General features: G+C 49.4%; 17 protein-coding genes. 8 read left to right on the forward strand and 9 right to left on the reverse strand.

Annotated features, from left to right (window positions below):
* The first annotated feature begins 33 nt into the window (after nt 1-33).
* On the forward strand, nt 34-954 hold the full coding sequence (miaA, locus tag MJ611_RS12500; protein ID WP_250430152.1) for a tRNA (adenosine(37)-N6)-dimethylallyltransferase MiaA: 921 nt from the start codon (nt 34-36) through the stop codon (nt 952-954).
* A 122-nt stretch (nt 955-1,076) separates the two neighbouring features.
* Here the strand turns inward: miaA and pfkA are convergent, their stop codons facing one another.
* On the reverse strand, nt 1,077-2,048 hold the full coding sequence (pfkA, locus tag MJ611_RS12505; protein ID WP_250430153.1) for a 6-phosphofructokinase: 972 nt from the start codon (nt 2,046-2,048) through the stop codon (nt 1,077-1,079).
* 331 nt (nt 2,049-2,379) lie between these two features.
* On the opposite strand from pfkA, the gene MJ611_RS12510 reads away from it, so the two are divergent.
* Both MJ611_RS12510 and MJ611_RS12515 read left to right on the forward strand, forming a co-directional pair.
* Nucleotides 2,380-2,808: a TerB family tellurite resistance protein gene (locus MJ611_RS12510; protein WP_250430154.1), complete on the forward strand. Its 429-nt coding sequence runs from the start codon at nt 2,380-2,382 to the stop codon at nt 2,806-2,808.
* A 16-nt stretch (nt 2,809-2,824) separates the two neighbouring features.
* On the forward strand, nt 2,825-3,163 hold the full coding sequence (locus MJ611_RS12515) for a hypothetical protein (protein ID WP_250430155.1): 339 nt from the start codon (nt 2,825-2,827) through the stop codon (nt 3,161-3,163).
* Nucleotides 3,164-3,217: 54 nt separating this feature from the next.
* Here MJ611_RS12515 and MJ611_RS12520 read toward each other — a convergent pair whose 3' ends face one another.
* The 3 genes from MJ611_RS12520 to MJ611_RS12530 form a co-directional block, all read right to left on the reverse strand.
* Entirely contained in the window at nt 3,218-3,832 is a 615-nt protein-coding gene (locus MJ611_RS12520; RefSeq protein ID WP_250430156.1) for a hypothetical protein, read from the reverse strand.
* A 40-nt stretch (nt 3,833-3,872) separates the two neighbouring features.
* Entirely contained in the window at nt 3,873-5,630 is a 1,758-nt protein-coding gene (locus tag MJ611_RS12525; protein ID WP_250430157.1) for an SLC13 family permease, read from the reverse strand.
* 714 nt (nt 5,631-6,344) lie between these two features.
* Complete coding sequence (locus tag MJ611_RS12530) at nt 6,345-7,532, reverse strand: aspartate aminotransferase family protein (RefSeq protein ID WP_250430158.1); 1,188 nt, start codon at nt 7,530-7,532, stop codon at nt 6,345-6,347.
* A gap of 383 nt (nt 7,533-7,915) precedes the next feature.
* Between MJ611_RS12530 and MJ611_RS12535 the strand changes: the two genes are divergently transcribed.
* Entirely contained in the window at nt 7,916-9,862 is a 1,947-nt protein-coding gene (locus MJ611_RS12535) for a PAS domain-containing sensor histidine kinase (RefSeq protein ID WP_250430159.1), read from the forward strand.
* Between the two features lie 59 nt (nt 9,863-9,921).
* Here MJ611_RS12535 and MJ611_RS12540 read toward each other — a convergent pair whose 3' ends face one another.
* Nucleotides 9,922-10,647, reverse strand: coding sequence for a Dph6-related ATP pyrophosphatase (locus MJ611_RS12540; protein WP_250430160.1), 726 nt, complete (start codon nt 10,645-10,647; stop codon nt 9,922-9,924).
* A gap of 188 nt (nt 10,648-10,835) precedes the next feature.
* Here MJ611_RS12540 and MJ611_RS12545 point away from each other — a divergent pair, with 188 nt between their 5' ends.
* Nucleotides 10,836-11,024 (forward strand): hypothetical protein, encoded by a 189-nt coding sequence (locus tag MJ611_RS12545; RefSeq protein WP_250430161.1) that lies wholly within the window; start codon nt 10,836-10,838, stop codon nt 11,022-11,024.
* A gap of 51 nt (nt 11,025-11,075) precedes the next feature.
* Here MJ611_RS12545 and MJ611_RS12550 read toward each other — a convergent pair whose 3' ends face one another.
* Nucleotides 11,076-12,155, reverse strand: a complete 1,080-nt coding sequence (locus tag MJ611_RS12550; protein WP_250430162.1) for an MBL fold metallo-hydrolase — start codon at nt 12,153-12,155, stop codon at nt 11,076-11,078.
* 491 nt (nt 12,156-12,646) lie between these two features.
* Here MJ611_RS12550 and MJ611_RS12555 point away from each other — a divergent pair, with 491 nt between their 5' ends.
* The 3 genes from MJ611_RS12555 (at nt 12,647) to pepE (ending at nt 14,039) form a co-directional block, all read left to right on the forward strand.
* Nucleotides 12,647-12,844 (forward strand): hypothetical protein, encoded by a 198-nt coding sequence (locus tag MJ611_RS12555; RefSeq protein ID WP_250430163.1) that lies wholly within the window; start codon nt 12,647-12,649, stop codon nt 12,842-12,844.
* Nucleotides 12,845-12,942: 98 nt separating this feature from the next.
* On the forward strand, nt 12,943-13,191 hold the full coding sequence (locus MJ611_RS12560; RefSeq protein WP_250430164.1) for a hypothetical protein: 249 nt from the start codon (nt 12,943-12,945) through the stop codon (nt 13,189-13,191).
* A gap of 128 nt (nt 13,192-13,319) precedes the next feature.
* Complete coding sequence (pepE, locus tag MJ611_RS12565; RefSeq protein ID WP_250430165.1) at nt 13,320-14,039, forward strand: dipeptidase PepE; 720 nt, start codon at nt 13,320-13,322, stop codon at nt 14,037-14,039.
* 101 nt (nt 14,040-14,140) lie between these two features.
* On the opposite strand, the gene MJ611_RS12570 is transcribed toward pepE, so the two are convergent.
* The 3 genes from MJ611_RS12570 to MJ611_RS12580 are packed head-to-tail and all read right to left on the reverse strand — an operon-like array spanning nt 14,141 to nt 15,606.
* Nucleotides 14,141-14,581 carry a Spy/CpxP family protein refolding chaperone gene (locus MJ611_RS12570; RefSeq protein WP_250430166.1) on the reverse strand — a complete coding sequence of 147 codons (441 nt, stop codon included), beginning with the start codon at nt 14,579-14,581 and terminating at the stop codon, nt 14,141-14,143.
* Between the two features lie 7 nt (nt 14,582-14,588).
* A complete protein-coding gene (locus tag MJ611_RS12575) occupies nt 14,589-15,032 on the reverse strand; it encodes a hypothetical protein (protein ID WP_250430167.1) in 444 nt (147 codons plus the stop codon).
* Nucleotides 15,033-15,066: 34 nt separating this feature from the next.
* Entirely contained in the window at nt 15,067-15,606 is a 540-nt protein-coding gene (locus MJ611_RS12580) for an RNA polymerase sigma factor (protein ID WP_250430168.1), read from the reverse strand.
* Nucleotides 15,607-15,819 lie beyond the last annotated feature (213 nt).

A 15,819-nucleotide genomic window follows, 5' to 3' on the forward strand; every position in this document is an offset into this window, starting at 1 on the left:
TTGAACAAGTTACATTACATATTTACAGCATAAATGACTGTTTCGAAGGCAAACAAGTACCTGATTGTAGTGGTGGGGCCTACAGCGGTGGGCAAAACAGACCTTTGCGTACGCCTGGCGAAGTACTACAACACCGAGATCATATCGGCTGACTCACGCCAGTTTTACAAAGAAATGACCATCGGTACTGCCAAGCCAAGCAGGGAGGAGCAGCAAGGTATAACACACCATTTTGTAGACTCCCATAGTATAACCGAGGATTACAACGCCGGTGCGTACGAGCAGGATGTGCTGACGCTGCTGCAGGAGCTTTTCCGGAAAAAGGATGTCGTGCTACTTACCGGCGGCTCGGGTTTGTATGTACGCGCCGTTTGCGAAGGAATGGATGAAATACCGCAAGCCGATCCGGCTGTGCGGGAGCAACTTACGGAGCTTTACGAAGCACAGGGGCTTGCCCCCCTTTTAGAACAGCTCCGGCAGCTGGACCCGGTCTACTATGAGCAGGTGGATAAAGCAAACCCCCAACGGGTGATTCGTGCCCTGGAAGTATGCCGGAGCAGTGGGCAGCCCTACTCTTCGTTCCGGGTTCAGGAAAAGCGGGAGCGCCCTTTTAACATCATCAGGATTGGCCTGAACCGCGACCGCCAGGAACTCTACCAGCGCATCGATCAACGCATGGATCAGATGCTGGACCAGGGACTTTTACAGGAAGCTGAAAACCTCTACACGTACCGCGAGCACAATGCACTGCAGACGGTGGGCTACAAAGAAATTTTCGATTACCTGGAAGGCAAGTATGACTGGGAAGAAGCCGTGCGATTGCTAAAGCGCAACAGCCGCCGCTATGCCAAAAGGCAGCTCACCTGGTTCCATAAATTTCCGGAGTATGCCTGGTTTCACCCACAGCAATGGCAGGAGATCATCGGTTTTATTGATGGGCAGATGAAGGGGTAATTGCTAAGTGTTATACCTCTTTGCTTAAAAAGAAAGGCTGACACATTGCTGCATCAGCCTCTTGATCTGCTCAAATTTCAATTACTCAAAATTCACACATTCACGAATTCGCTCAATCAAAATTAAACCGAAAGTATATCCACCATCCGGGTGAAGTTCGGGTTGATGAGCTTTTGCTTGGTTATTGTTTCGATAAACGGGGTGTAAACCAGTTCCCTGTTCACGATACCGGCCATTTCGGATGTGCGCCCGGCCAGTAGTCCTTCCACGCAGGCGATGCCTATTTCACTTGCCAGCATTCGGTCGGCAGCGGTCGGTGCACCTCCGCGCTGTACGTGGCCCAGGATCGTAACACGGGCATCCATTTTCGGGAGTGCTTCCTGCACTTTGGCTGCAATCGTGGTGGCGTTGCCTGCATCGTCGCCCTCTGCCACAATAATGATGAAAGAGGTTTTAGAACGGCTCCAGCCATTTTTAAGTGCATCGATCACAGATTCCAGCGTGGTTTCTGTTTCCGGGATCATCACGATTTCAGCACCGCCGCCAATGGCACAAGGTATGGCTATGTAGCCCGAGTCGCGGCCCATCACTTCCACAAAGAAAACACGCTCATGGCTGTCGGCCGTGTCTCGGATCTTGTCAATGGCTTCGAGCGCGGTGTTTACGGCTGTGTCGTAACCGATGGTAAAGTCAGTACCGTACAGGTCGTTGTCGATCGTGCCCGGAGCACCCATGGTTGGTATGCCAAACTCCTCGTGGAAGATATTGGCACCGGTAAACGTACCGTCACCACCAATGGCCACTAACCCTTCGATACCGAATTTCTGTAGCTGATCGTATGCTTTCTGCCTTCCATCACGCGTGAGGAACTCCTTGCTTCTGGCTGATTTAAGTATAGTACCACCACGCTGGATCACGTTACTCACCGCGGAAGATTCCATTTTAAAGATCTCCCCGTTAATCATGCCATTATACCCTCTTTTAATGCCGTAAACTTCAACTCCATGGTAAACTGCGGCACGCACCACCGCCCGGATGCAGGCATTCATGCCTGGGGAGTCGCCTCCGGACGTAAACACTCCTATTTTCTTCATTTAAACTGTATTATCTTATTCTAATCTGTCAGGCAGCTTATTGCTCAAACAAAAGAAAGCATGTACATAATTTGCGCCAACCGAAGCGTTATACAAGCGCCCGGACTAGACTACCTACGGATAATTAAAACAATGTTTAAAAAAAGAAGCAAAAGCTTATCTCTCTAAATAGTAAAAACCGTATGTAGAAGCGACGGCACACAATCGTAATGCTCCAGGCTTGCACTTTTTTCCTGCCTGCTGCAATTAAGCTAATAACTGCGATAACATAAAGCTATAAACTATAGTTATCGAAAACTAAGTAAAAGATTTTCATAAAGAGAGGCAACGTATGTTTGGTTTTTTTGAAAGTGAGGAAACAAAAAAATTAAAGAGTCACATCAAAAACCTTGGAGCACTGGCCAAGGTCGATGGCCATGTGGATTCTACCGAGATGAATTTTATCATTTCCATTGGGCGCAAACATGGCATGAAGCCCGACGATGTACGTAACCTGCTCTCGAGTTCGTCTAAAATAACGCCACAAATGCCCACCAACGATTCGGAGCGCTTTGACCAGATCTACGACCTGGTGGAGATGATGCTGGCCGACGGGATCGTGGACGAGAACGAAATGGATTTCTGCATTAACATGGCAACCAAACTGGGCTTTAATAAAACGATTGTAGGGGTGCTGGTTCGTAAGATCTCCATCGGTGTGAAAGACGGCCTTTCGCGTGAGCACATAAAACAGGAGGCACAGTCTTTCCTGAACTATTGATCTGATTACCTTTCTGATGATTAAACTACGCTTACAGTACGGAGTAGTGATACTCGCTCATACTATTTCGTTATTCGTTCTGGCTTACCTTTTCTTTACAAAAGACCTGTACGCCTACCATTCTCCTGATGAGGGTCTTTCGGTTGATTTTACCTTACGGTTTGCGGCTTTCTGGTTTATCAGTTTTCTGGTTACTCTGCTGCTGTACCTGATCTACCTGGGTACGAGCAGTGCGTGGTTGCCGGCCCATGAAAAACAGCGCGCGCTCAGCATGGGCAAATTGCTGTTCAGCCTTGGCATGTCTGCTGCCCTGATCGTACTGTTTACCTTCTTCATGCTGTTAAGAGCAGTATAAACCTGTATTTTTATACTGTTGCCGTAGGAACTACTTCTTAAAGTTTATCCCAGCTTAATCAGCGTCTGCGGAAGTATAGGCACTGAACGTTGTGCCGTCCCAGGCATAGATCGTTTCTCTGTCAGGAAGCGCGACAGCAACGGCATCATGTGGTGCAGTTGTTACTGCCTTGGTTTTGATGTGCTGCAATTTGCTCCCAGCCTTAATAAGGGACAAGGTATAGAGGCTTTTAAATTCTCCGGCCTGGTTTGGGAGTTTCTGCTGCTCCAGCTCCTGCGCTGCAATTTTGCCATTTTGCTGTTGCCAGGTGGCAAGTATAAGTACCTTGTTCTTGTGCTGCAGCTGAAATACCTGGTCCTGTTGGCCGTCGCCGTTAAAATCTCCGTTTAACACAAAAGGACCTTGCGTCGTCTCCTCGGGTTGCCTGCTAGCCTCGGCACTTAACATCGGTTTTTCCCACCCGGCATAATGCGCTGCCAAGTACTGCATAACAGGCTGCGGCAGCACAAAATCCGGATCATTGAACGTATGCGTAGTTGCGGTGCCGTCTTTGTTTGTGTTTGCAACTGAGTCTGTCGCCGCTTCCAGTTCGCGTGGGTTTACCTGTTCCCGTTTCACCTCCTCGTTCTTCGGCTGACAGGCACCGACCAGTAACGTGCCTAGTAACATTATAAAGCTGTGCCTCATCCTGCTCATGTATAAGTATAAGTTACAGTGGCCAGAACACAGGTACAAGCAGCAGGATAACCACAACCAGCAGGAAAGTGAGCGGCGTGCCGATCTTGATAAAATCAGAGAAGCGGTACTTGCCTGGGCTATACACTAAAATACAGGCAGGTTCAAATGGCGTAACCAGCGACACCGAAGCTGCCAGCATGATGGCAATGGCAAATGCCCGCGGATCTGCGTTGAGCTCCGCTGCAGTGCGCAACGCTACCGGCACAATCACGAGGGCTGCTGCTGCATTCGACATGGGTTGGGTCAACAACACCGTAAGCACCACAAAACCTGCCAGTACGGCCATCTTGCCAAAGGAGCCCAGTAAATCGACGATGCCCTGCGCCAAGAAATCAGCGGCGCCGGAGTTTTCCATGGCTGTACCAAAGGCAGTCATACCACCTATCAGCACCAGCAGGCGCCAGTCGATCGCATTATAAGCTTTTTCGGTGCTGATGCAGCGCAACAAAATACTGGCAATGGCAGCCATCAGAAAGGCAATGGACAGCGGCAAGATGTTAAGGGTACCGGCCAGAATGGCTACCACAAAGCACGAAACAGCCATGATGCCTTTTCGCTTTTTAAACAGCAGCGGTTCAAAAGCATCCAGCACGGCCAGGTTGCTCGAGCCCCTCAACTGATCGAGCCGCTCGGGCGAGCCCTGCACCAGCAGCAGATCGCCAAGCTGCAGTCGTATACTTCCGATTTTGGTCCGGAGTGTTTCGCCGTGTCGTGATACGGCGAGTACCACCAGGCCGTAGCGTTGCAGAAAGTTTACTTCTTTGATGCTGCGGTTGATCAGGTTGGATTGCCTGGTGATGAGGAGCTCGGCCAGCCGGATGTTTTCCGTTACAAGGTCTTTTTCTACGATAACATCGGCCATGATCTCGATCCCCTTGGTTTCCTTTACTTTCATGAGGTTGTCCAGGTCTCCTTCTACCAGCAGCACGTCATTGGCGGCAATGCGGGTACGGAAGTCGGGCAGGAAGTTGTCTTTGCCGCGTATTATGTTCAGCATCCGGAAATTGAGCGTGGTCAGGTCCGAGGCAAATATCAGCTGCCCTACCAGGGGGGAGTCGGGCATTACCACAATTTCTGTCAGATATTTCTGCAGCTTGTATTCATCGGCTAGTTGCTGCTCTTCGTTGCTTGGCAGCATGCGTTGGCCTATGGTCATCATGTACACAATGCCTACCACGAAAATGGCAAATCCGATACCTGATATCTCGAAGAGCCCGACAGGCTCAAGCCCAGCCTTGGCAATGTAGCCACTGACCGCCACGTTGGTGGACGTGCCGATAAGTGTACAGGTACCCCCAAGTATGGCGGCATAGGCAAGCGGCATCAGCAGCTTGGAGGCACTTGTATTGATCCGTTTGGATAAACTTACAAGTGGTGTTACGAACATGGCGGTAACGGTGGTGTTGTTCATAAACGCTGATACAATGCCAGTTACAAGCATTACCATCAGCAGCATGAGGTTGGTGCTTTTCCGGGCCAGGCGGACGAGCGTTACGACCACAAAGTCAAGTATGCCTGTTTCTTCGAGGGCCGCACTAAGTATAAAAATAGAAGCTATAATAATGATAAAGTCGCTGCTGAAACCAGCAAAGGCCTCTTCGGGCGATATGATCCGCAGGCCGGCAAGTATGATCAGCATGATAAGGGTGACAAGCTCAACGGAGAGCTTTTCAGTGGCAAAAAGCACCACTGCGATCACCAGCAAAGTCAGCACAATGGCTATTTCCATAAAGTTTGAGGTATTAAGACTATACTACATGTATAGAGGTGCTCGGTTGCCCTATAGTTTGGGCTTTTACGTGCTGATGCTGCCGACGGTACCAATTTTATGTATTTTTTTGGTACAAAGGTGTAGGAGAGAGGTAAGGAGGTGGTAAAGGGGGATTTAATAAAGAGAGTTATTTGGGGTTATTCAGTAGTTGGTTAAATGCTTAGTATAGGCGTTTATACTTTGCGCTGACAAGCCTTTGCTTCGTAGCGGCCTCCTTTCCTCAGTCTTACTCACCTATAGTTTTATAGCTGCTATTGGTGCGCTCACGGCCGCGGGGCCTCGTCCTCGGGTATCGCGCTGTGTGCCTGAAGCTGCTCCTCGCTCCGCTGCGGGCTGCCACTGGCGTGGCACCGCAACATGCACAAGGCGCTCAACCCAAGGACTGGAAATAACACTGCTTTGTGAGCTGCTTTGCAACTTCTGCCAAGTCCCCCTTTGAAGGGGGTAGGGGATGTTAAGACAGTAGCTATGAAATTATACTTGCAGCATAAGTAAGTTCAGGCTCCCCTCCTTAGACTAGCGAGAACGCGAGTTCGAAGCTAGCGAGCGTAGCTCTGAGGGGTTAGGGGTGGTTGGACCACAGCAACTATGAAATCTATACTTGCAAAAGGGAAAGGCCAACTCCCCTCTTGTGATAGGGCTAGGAGTGGGTTTATACTTTCCCCATACTTATTACACTACCTCATCTATAGAAGTCAAAATAATTGCGCAGGCTTCCCGGATCTGCTCTTCGGTGATTGTCAGGGGAGGGGCAATGCGCATGGAATTATCGCAGAACAGGAACCAGTCGGTAAGAACACCATTAAGTATGGCCCGATCAATAACAGGTTTCAGGGTATCGAAAGACGCAAACTCCGCAGCCATCAGCAGACCACAATTCCGGATCTCTTTGATAGCAGGGTGAACGAGCAACTCCCTGAACAGCGCGGCCTTCTGCGCCACATCGGCAAGCAGGTTTTCCTCCTGTATGGTTTGGAGCGTTGCCAGCGAAGCCGCACACGACACCGGGTGTCCGCCAAATGTGGTCAGGTGGCCAAGTATGGGATCGTTCTTGAATACGCCCATGATCTCCTGCGGGGCGATAAAGGCCCCGATCGGCATGCCGCCGCCCATCCCTTTGGCACAAAGCAGAATGTCCGGTTCGATGCCGAACTGCTCAAAGGCCCAGAACGTGCCGGTACGACCAAAGCCGGTCTGGATCTCATCAAGTATAAGCAAAGCACCTACCTCCGTGCAACGCTGGCGCAACTGCTGCAGGTACGCCTTATCAGGTATACGAACACCGGCTTCGCCCTGTACCGTCTCCAGTATGATTGCCGCCGTGCGGGTAGTGATCTGCTCCAGGTCGGCAACAACATTGTGGTTGATGATGCGCACATCCGGAAGCAGTGGGCGAAACGCATTCTTGAAACTTTCGCTGCCGTTCACAGACAGGGCTCCCTGCGTAGACCCATGGTAGGCGTTGCGGCAGGAGATAAGTTCGGTACGGCCGGTATAGCGTTTGGCAAGCTTCAGGGCGCCTTCTACAGCTTCGGTGCCGGAGTTGAGTAAATATACATTGTTCAGGCGCTCCGGCAGGGTGCTGCAAAGCGCTTGCGCCAGCTGTGCCTGGGGTGCCTGCACAAATTCGCCGTACACCATCAGGTGCATGTACCGGTCTAACTGGTCGTGAATTGCCCGTAGTACTTTAGGGTGGCGGTGGCCCACATTGCTTACCCCAATCCCCGAGATCAGGTCGATGTAACGATGGCCGTCGCTGCCATACATGTATATGCCTTCTGCTTTCTCCACTTCAATCATCAGTGGGAAATCGCTTGTTTGTGCCTGGTGCTGTAGAAATAACTGCCGTAAAGAAATCATACTGCAAAGGTAGGAATTCGCACTGTAAAGACCTTACTTGCTTTATTGTACCCACTTTTAACTCTTAGGGGCTGTAAGCATATCATAGTGGTGGGCTGTTAGCGCATGGTTGTTGTATTTTATCCGGTCATCCATGGAGGATTACACAGATATACAATGATTGATGTTTAAACATTTGTGTAAATTTGTAATCAGGCGGAAGGAAGTTAACAATAGCTGAATGCGGGGAAAGGTGATTTTCCTGTGGTGATAGACGGACTGGGAAATTAATCTCAGAGCTACATACACGAACATTTCAATTTTACAATATAACCCATTCCCCTTTTACATAGTATTACTATTTAGCTCCCCTGCTTTGCAGCTGAAGCAGATACTTTTACAACATGAATAAAGAAACTGATCTACCTGAATCTTTAGAGTTCTTATCACCTAATTTGAATAAAGAGGAGGCTGATTATAAGCTTGTGATCGATGGCATCGAGGATTACGGAATCTTCATGCTGAATACCGACGGCCACATAATAAGCTGGAACCAGGGGGCACAACGCATAAAAGGCTATACCGCTGACGAGATCATAGGCCAGCACTTTTCTGTCTTTTACACCAGAGATGCTATCCTCAGCAAGTACCCGCAGTATGAGCTGCGCATGGCCGAAAAAGACGGGAAGTTTGAAGACAGTGGCTGGCGCATCAGAAAGGATGGCAGCACCTTCTGGGCCAACGTTATCATCACGGCAATGCGGGGTGAGCATGGCGAACTGATCGGCTTTTCCAAAGTTACCCGCGACTTGTCGCTTCGCAAGAAGGCCGAAGATGACCTGTACCGTGCCTTCCAGGAGCTCAAGGAAAGTGAGGAACGCTTCCGTTTGATGGTGGAAGGAGTAAGAGATTATGCCATCTTTCTGCTTGATGCCGCCGGCAACGTGGCCACCTGGAACAAAGGCGCTAAGAACATAAAAGGCTATACCGCTGATGAGATCATCGGCAAGCACATATCAAGGTTTTATAGCAGCGAAGACGTAGAGCGCGGCTATCCGCAGAGCGTGCTGGAGGAAGCCAGGAAGAACGGCCGCTTTGAAGGAGAAGGCTGGCGATACCGCAAAGACGGCTCCGCTTTCTGGGCCAGTGTGGTCATCACTGCCATCTACAACAAAGAAGATGAGCTGATCGGTTTTTCCAAAATAACCAGGGACCTGACCGATCGCCGCCAACTGGAGCAGCAACTCTACCGGGCAAACGAAGAAATGCGTGAAAGCGAAGAACGGGCCCGTTTGCTGATCGAAGGCGTAAAAGACTATGCTATTTTCATGCTCACCCCGGAAGGTTATGTCAGCAGCTGGAACAAAGGTGCTGAAAGAATAAAGGGCTATACGGCATCAGAGATTATCGGGAAGCATTTCTCTAAGTTTTACAGCCGGGAGGCGCTCGAAAAAGGATTTCCGAAGTATGAGCTGGAACAGGCCAAGAAGGACGGACGCTTCGAGGACGAAGGCTGGCGTATCCGGAAGGATGGAACCGCGATCTGGGTAAATGTGGTGATCACAGCGGTGTATAACAAAGCAGGCAAACTGCTTGGCTTTACCAAGATCACCAAAGATCTGTCTGAAAAAAGAAAGAATGAAGAGCTGATGCGCAAGAACCAGGAGTTGCTCAAGATCAACAGCGATCTGGACAACTTTGTATATGCCGCATCACATGATTTGAAATCGCCTATCTCTAACCTGGAAGGCCTTGTCAATCTTCTGAAAGAGGATATGGGGGATGAAGGGAAAAAACACGAAGAGGTGCTGGAGCGGATAGACCATTCCATCAACAGGCTCCGGAAAGTGATCACTGACCTGACCGACATCACGAAAGTGCAGCAGGATACTTCGCAGGCAGAAGAAGTGGACCTGCAGGAGCTGTTTGACGAAGTGGTAGACGGTATGAGCGATTTTATCTCCGCTTCCAAGGCCAGTGTAGCTGCAGATTTCAGGGAGCAAAACACGCTTCGGTACTCCAGGAAGAACCTGCGAAGTATACTTTTCAATCTGATCTCGAATGCCATCAAATACGCTTCACCGGATCAAAAGCCAGAAGTAAAGCTCAAAACCCAGGTTGTAACTTCGGATACCCTTTTGCTATCTGTAACAGACAATGGCCTGGGCATAGAACCGGGGCAGCAGCAAAAGATCTTCTCGATGTTCAAGCGGATGCACCAGCACGTAGAGGGTTCGGGCCTTGGTTTATACATCGTAAAAAGGATACTCGAGAACTCCGGCGATACTATTGAAGTTGAGAGCGAAGTAGGAAAAGGCTCCACTTTTAAAGTATACTTTAAGCTTGCTTAGAGCAAACTTGAAAGACAGCAAAAGCGCGACAGCAGTATAAAACTGCTGTCGCGCTTTTTTTATGCCGGCAGCAGGTCGCAGAACCAGAATCCTGTATCGTAGATGGGTGTAGCTGCTTTGGCAAAGCAGTCATCATCCGGTTTGGCGGAGGCTCCGTAGGTGCGGTGCACTCGTTCGCTCAGTTTATACTTTACCGGCTCTTTAAAGATCGGGCCGTCAAACACAAAGGTATGGTATTCTCCGTTCTCGCCGGCAGGATCGACACCTGCAGGTAAATCCTTTAGAAACTGCTCATCCAGCAGGCGGCCTGTAAACGAAGCATCCAGCAGACGCGCGTTCACGCATACCACTACGGCCTTAAAGCCCAAGTGGATAAACTCCCGCACCAGCTCATGAGTTGGCCGCCCCCACAGCGGAAAAACGGCCTGCATTCCTACATGCGCCAGCTGCTCTTCGCGGTACTTTCGCAGGTCTTCCAGGTTGATGTCGCCGTAAATGGACTGTTTTATACCTTGCTCCCAAAGTGGGCGCAAACTAACCTGCATCAACTCGTTGTAGGCATCTATGCCGGCATTTTCCGGTAACAAGACCTGTTGCAGCGGCAAGCCTATACTTTGTGCCTGTTGCTGCAGTAGCTCCTGCCGCACGCCGTGCATGGTTACCCGTCGGTTAGTGTTGCTCAGGGTAGTAAGCAGCGCCTCTACCTCATACTTGCCCTCTTGCAGCACATGGTGCAAACACAGCGCGGAATCTTTGCCGCCGCTCCAGTTGAAGATACATTTCATAACGAGAAATCAGGTGCAATTGTAAAAGTATAAAGTATAAGCTGCGGCGCAAGCTCAGCTATAGAACAGCAAATGTATGGTTATTCAGACATAGGCATTTTCGGCTGCTCTGCTTGCAAAAACGTACAAACAGGTAGAGCAGCCATCAAGGGCAGCTAAAGTATGTGTAACGTAATAAAGGAGGAAGTATGCCACAAGGAGATAAATCAGCTTATACAGACAAGCAGAAGCGTAAAGCAGAGCACATCGAAGAAGGATACGAGAAACGAGGCGTCAGCCACGAAGAAGCCGAAAAGCGTGCCTGGGCCACTGTGAACAAGCAGGATGGAGGCGGTAAGAAAAGCGGCTCCGGTCGTGCCAGCCACAAAAAGGATTAAGTATAAGCATAAAAGTAAAAGGGCCGGAAGTATAATCCGGCCCTTTTACTTTTATGGATAGTTGTTGGTATGAGCAGCTGGGTCATCCTGACCGTAATCGCTTGCCGGGGGCATACTTGCTACCGGCCTGTTATGGGAGTAGGGGCGTTCTGCCGCAAACCTGCGTTTGGTACGCACTTTACCGTTGCGCCTGTTATAAGCCACCAGGGCAGCACCAGCTAAGGCCACTATGCCGGCAGCCGCCAGCACTTTTGGTACCGGGTTTCCTGCAGCAGGTGGCACCGATATCACGCCCTGCTCATCGGCAATGGCAGGTTCGTGTATGTAGCGTCCGTGCGAAGGCACAGCCACGGTCCAGAAGTTGCGCACCAGCTCTTCCAGTTGCCGGTGCAGCTCCTGGCCGTGCATCGGCAGGCCGTGGCCAGTAGCTGCCACACGAGGGTTCAGGTTCAGCAGCTTTTCTACAGAGTGGTGGGCGGCGCCCCAGTCCGAAGTATAGTAAGCCGGTGGCCCGTGTACTTCCTTCTTTTGGGTCATTACGGCCAGCACCGACTCGCCATCGCGCGTAACAAAGGCATCACCAGCTAACAGCACCCGGTCGTGCTCCCGGAAAAAAGAAACGTGGCCTGTTGTATGCCCCGGCGTGTGTATCCATCTCCATTCCGGTAAGCCGGGCACCGATCCATCCTCAGGCAGCAGCTCAATGTGATTGCTGATGTTGATCGGTTTTTTGGGGTACAGGAAGGACATATAAGCCATGCCGCCGCGGCCAACACTTGGGTCTGGTGGCGGGTAGCTGGAGCGGCCGGTCAGGTATGGCAATTCCAGCAGGTGGGCGTATACCGGTACATCCCATTCTTCTGCCAGTTCTTTTACGGCCCCAATGTGGTCGAAATGGCCGTGGGTGAGCAAAATGGCCCGGGGGCGATTCTGGTATCCAAAGAGCTCTCCCGCAGCTGTTTTGATTTTAGCGGCTGAGCCGTAAACGCCGGTATCCACGAGTACCCATGTACCATCGGGCTCACTGACAAAAAATAAATTAACGAAAACTGTTTTCATGCCCCATACACCGGGTGCCACAGCAAAGGTATGTTTGCTGCTGCTTTGGGTAGCGCGCTCAGATGCCTCCATAGTTTTAGATTTAGGTTGAAGCTGAATAATACTGAGTTTTTAAGTACGAGTTAAACCCGGAACAGGCTACAGTATTGCAGGTATACTTATCAAAGTATTTCCGGACACAGGAGTAGGTAAGATTTAAGCAGTAGGAAAGTAACGTTTTTGAAATATACCAAAGCAGTTGAGCAGGGTTAAGGTTAAGATTGGTAAAATACAATTTATGAGCAGATAACAACTCACTGCCATTCTGTACCCCAATGACACTGACAGAAGCGCCGGTGCACCACGACTTTTATCAGAAAGTATAGTTTGGGTGCCAGGTGGGGCAAAAGCAAAAGGAGGCATACTTTTTGACGTTACCAAGGCGAGCAGTTGTTAAAAACAAAACACCTGCATTTTCTGGTAAGCAGGAATTTTTTATCTTTCTGCAAAGTTTAATAGATATGGTAAACTTATTCGTACCCCCAGCTTATATGGCCGTTTACGCGAAATGCGTGGATGCATCAATGCCAGCATTTGAACCGGAAGAGTGGATTGAAGAAGGTAAAATATACCCGGTAAAGCACTTCACAGAGCCTCTGAATCAGGGCGATGGATTTGCTGTTACGATTATGGATGAGGATGGCGTAGAGATACACCCTTCCCCGTCGCACTGGAGTTTTGCTTCTCACCGTTTTGAGCTCTATACACTCTATCTGAACTAAACCAAAACGCACGTATTCACCGTTAAATACATAAAGGCTACCGTATGGTAGCCTTTTTTAGTACCATTTTTATAAGTAATAGGAGTATAGATGATTTTATGCTTACACCCGGCGAATTTAATGAAATGCCACCGCAGCTACAGGCCGAACTGGTGCTGAAGCAGGGGCACTATTTACATCATATTATCAGAGGATGGTGTAAGATTGATCTTTACTGGTTTCATGATTTCTATGTGGAGCTCTGGTTTCTCTACGATCTGAAGAGCATAGGCCTTGTACGCGCACTTACCAGCCATACGGCCCTGGAGCCTTATCTGGAAACCATCCGCCTGAACGTAAAAACATGAAGCTGAAGCTGCATAGGGTAAAGAGAAAGTATGAAGTATAGCGTACCCTTCTGGTGCAAGCTGATTTATAGTTTATACCTTTGCAGGATTCATTCCTGATTTTAAAACTAAACCACAGTATTGGGCTGATGAGCAGAAATTTACTTTTAATAAGTACCTCAAGTACCCACGGCACCGGCTATCTGGAGCATTGCGAAGCAGAGATAAAAGAATTATTGCAGGGCAAAAGCAGTGTATTGTTCATCCCGTATGCCCGCCCCAGCGGTATTTCGCACAAAGACTACACCACCAAAGCCCGAGAAACTTTCGAAAGAATGGGCTTTACGCTGACTGGCGTGCACGAAGCTACAGATCCGGTAAAGGCGGTAGAGCAGGCGGAGGCAGTGTTTATAGGCGGTGGTAATACCTTTCTGCTGCTCCGGCAGTTGTATGCCAATAAATTAGTGGCACCATTGCAGGAGCGTGTAAAAAAAGGCATGCCGTACATCGGTACCAGCGCCGGCACCAACGTAGCAGGTAAAACCATCGGCACTACCAACGACATGCCCATCGTTTTCCCGAAAACGTTTGATGCGCTGCAGCTTGTTCCTTTCAACTTTAACCCGCACTACCAGGATCCGGAGCCGGACTCAAAGCACATGGGCGAAACACGCGAAACAAGAATAAACGAGTTTCATGTGCACAACACCCAGCCGGTGGTAGGCCTGCGCGAAGGAAGTATGCTGCATGTTACCGGCGATAAAATTGAACTCAAAGGACCACTCACTGCCCGCATATTTTTACAGGGGCAGAAGCCGCAGGAGTTCAAGCCGGGTGAGGATATTACCTTCTTGCTGGAGGCAGTGTAAGTAAAAACAACTTATACTTCCGCAGAGGTATACAGTATGGCTATAAAACAAGCGAGGCGCTGATTTTCATCAGCGCCTCGCTTGTTTTATATTGGTTGAGACTATTGATTTGGCCTTTTACCGTTATCCAGTCGTTTGAGTAGCATTTTAGTAAACTCACGCTCGCCACGGTAAAGCAGGATCAGTTGTTTTGCCGTGATTACCCTGTTGTACCTGGCTACATATTCTTTCTCCAGATCCAGTTCCCGCTCGCGAACTGCAAACATGCTGTCGATACGGGCTTTGGCTTCCTGCTCACTCAGTTCATCCACATCCTGGCGGTAGCCGCCGCGGTAGGCTTTTACCAGCTCACGTCGCTTTGCTTCATATTCGTTGTAAATAGGCCAGAACTTCTGCGACTGCTCCGATGTCAATGCCATCTTGTCTGTCAGGAAGGCAACTTTGGCGGCCTCTACGTTTTCTCTTCTGTCCTGGGCAAAGGCAGCGGTTGCGCTAAGTATAACAGCACAGAAGAGCGTTAAAAGAAAAAGGTAAGGTTTCATGGGTGATCTATAATCCGGTTGTATCAAGTCGTGCGTATTCCAGCTCCTCTTCGGCTGAAGAGGCACTTACATTCAGAAAGTCGGCCGGTAATACCTGGCCTGATATGGAATGTACCTCTGCCAGGTCTGAGCTCTCGAGTACAGCGTAGGTGCTCAGGTAATCTACAATCTCTTTGTCGCCTACAGCAGCCAGGTTGGCAATATGCTTTTCAGAATCACTTTGCATGTTCAGCACATACACCACTGCAAAAGCCAGCAGTAAAGCAAGCGGCGCCATGGCAAGGCGAAGCGGCCTCCAGAAAGACGTATACCAGGCCGCAGCCGCACTTTCGGGCGCTGCCACGCGGTCCATTACACGCATCGGCAGGCTATCAAAATAACCTTCCGGTACCTCGTATATGTTGCGCTTGGGGATGTCTTCCAGTCTGATATGTTGTTTCTTGTTTGTCATGTACTGTTATTAGATACAGAACCATTCCTATAGTTTAATCCTGCTTCAGGAATTCTTCAATTTTTTTTACAGCCAGGTGATAAGAGGCCTTCAGAGCGCCTACTGAAGTCCCCAGAATCTCGGATATTTCTTCATACTTCAGTTCGTCGTAATACTTCATGTTGAACACCAGGCGCTGCTTTTCGGGCAGGCGCAGCAGTGCTTTCTGCAACTTGAGTTGTACTTCGTCGCCATCAATACCAGGTGTAGAATCTATCTTCTCGGCAAGCTCTGCAGCCACATCGTTTAGCGGCAGAAAAAACTTTCTTTTTTTGCTGGACAGGAAGGAAAGGCACTCGTTGGTCGCAATACGGTAGATCCAGGTATAAAGCTGCGCATCCTGCCGGAAATTTTCCAGGTTCTTCCATACCTTCACGAACACTTCCTGCGTCAGGTCGTCGGCATCGTCGTGGCCGATCACCATCTTGCGGATGTGCCAGTATACTTTCTGCTGGTACTTCCGAACAAGCTGGTTAAAGGCCAGGTTGCGGCTGTCAGGGTTAGCGAATTTTTCGAGTAGCTCTTTGTCTTCCACTTTCTCAGGTAGCAGGAAACCTTGATCAGTAAACAGTTAACAGTAAACAGCAAACATCCTAACTGCCGGAGAGGGTACTGATCGGTTTCTTACATGATACTGCAATATAGGCAGTAAAAATAAAAAGGTCTTAACCGTCAGGGTTAAGACCTTTTTATTTTTATCAGTGACCAGTTAACAGTTATCAGTTAACAATTACCAGTAAACAATCCC

This window comes from Pontibacter ruber (genome assembly GCF_023630205.1).
GTDB lineage: Bacteria > Bacteroidota > Bacteroidia > Cytophagales > Hymenobacteraceae > Pontibacter > Pontibacter ruber.

Bases quoted from the DNA above. Each gene is read 5' to 3' on its own strand.
- miaA (WP_250430152.1), top strand. From the start codon at position 34: ATGACTGTTTCGAAGGCAAACAAGTACCTGATTGTAGTGGTGGGGCCT.
- pfkA (WP_250430153.1), bottom strand. From the start codon at position 2,048: ATGAAGAAAATAGGAGTGTTTACGTCCGGAGGCGACTCCCCAGGCATG.
- MJ611_RS12510 (WP_250430154.1), top strand. From the start codon at position 2,380: ATGTTTGGTTTTTTTGAAAGTGAGGAAACAAAAAAATTAAAGAGTCAC.
- MJ611_RS12515 (WP_250430155.1), top strand. From the start codon at position 2,825: ATGATTAAACTACGCTTACAGTACGGAGTAGTGATACTCGCTCATACT.
- MJ611_RS12520 (WP_250430156.1), bottom strand. From the start codon at position 3,832: ATGTTACTAGGCACGTTACTGGTCGGTGCCTGTCAGCCGAAGAACGAG.
- MJ611_RS12525 (WP_250430157.1), bottom strand. From the start codon at position 5,630: ATGGAAATAGCCATTGTGCTGACTTTGCTGGTGATCGCAGTGGTGCTT.
- MJ611_RS12530 (WP_250430158.1), bottom strand. From the start codon at position 7,532: ATGATTTCTTTACGGCAGTTATTTCTACAGCACCAGGCACAAACAAGC.
- MJ611_RS12535 (WP_250430159.1), top strand. From the start codon at position 7,916: ATGAATAAAGAAACTGATCTACCTGAATCTTTAGAGTTCTTATCACCT.
- MJ611_RS12540 (WP_250430160.1), bottom strand. From the start codon at position 10,647: ATGAAATGTATCTTCAACTGGAGCGGCGGCAAAGATTCCGCGCTGTGT.
- MJ611_RS12545 (WP_250430161.1), top strand. From the start codon at position 10,836: ATGCCACAAGGAGATAAATCAGCTTATACAGACAAGCAGAAGCGTAAA.
- MJ611_RS12550 (WP_250430162.1), bottom strand. From the start codon at position 12,155: ATGGAGGCATCTGAGCGCGCTACCCAAAGCAGCAGCAAACATACCTTT.
- MJ611_RS12555 (WP_250430163.1), top strand. From the start codon at position 12,647: ATGCCAGCATTTGAACCGGAAGAGTGGATTGAAGAAGGTAAAATATAC.
- MJ611_RS12560 (WP_250430164.1), top strand. From the start codon at position 12,943: ATGCTTACACCCGGCGAATTTAATGAAATGCCACCGCAGCTACAGGCC.
- pepE (WP_250430165.1), top strand. From the start codon at position 13,320: ATGAGCAGAAATTTACTTTTAATAAGTACCTCAAGTACCCACGGCACC.
- MJ611_RS12570 (WP_250430166.1), bottom strand. From the start codon at position 14,581: ATGAAACCTTACCTTTTTCTTTTAACGCTCTTCTGTGCTGTTATACTT.
- MJ611_RS12575 (WP_250430167.1), bottom strand. From the start codon at position 15,032: ATGACAAACAAGAAACAACATATCAGACTGGAAGACATCCCCAAGCGC.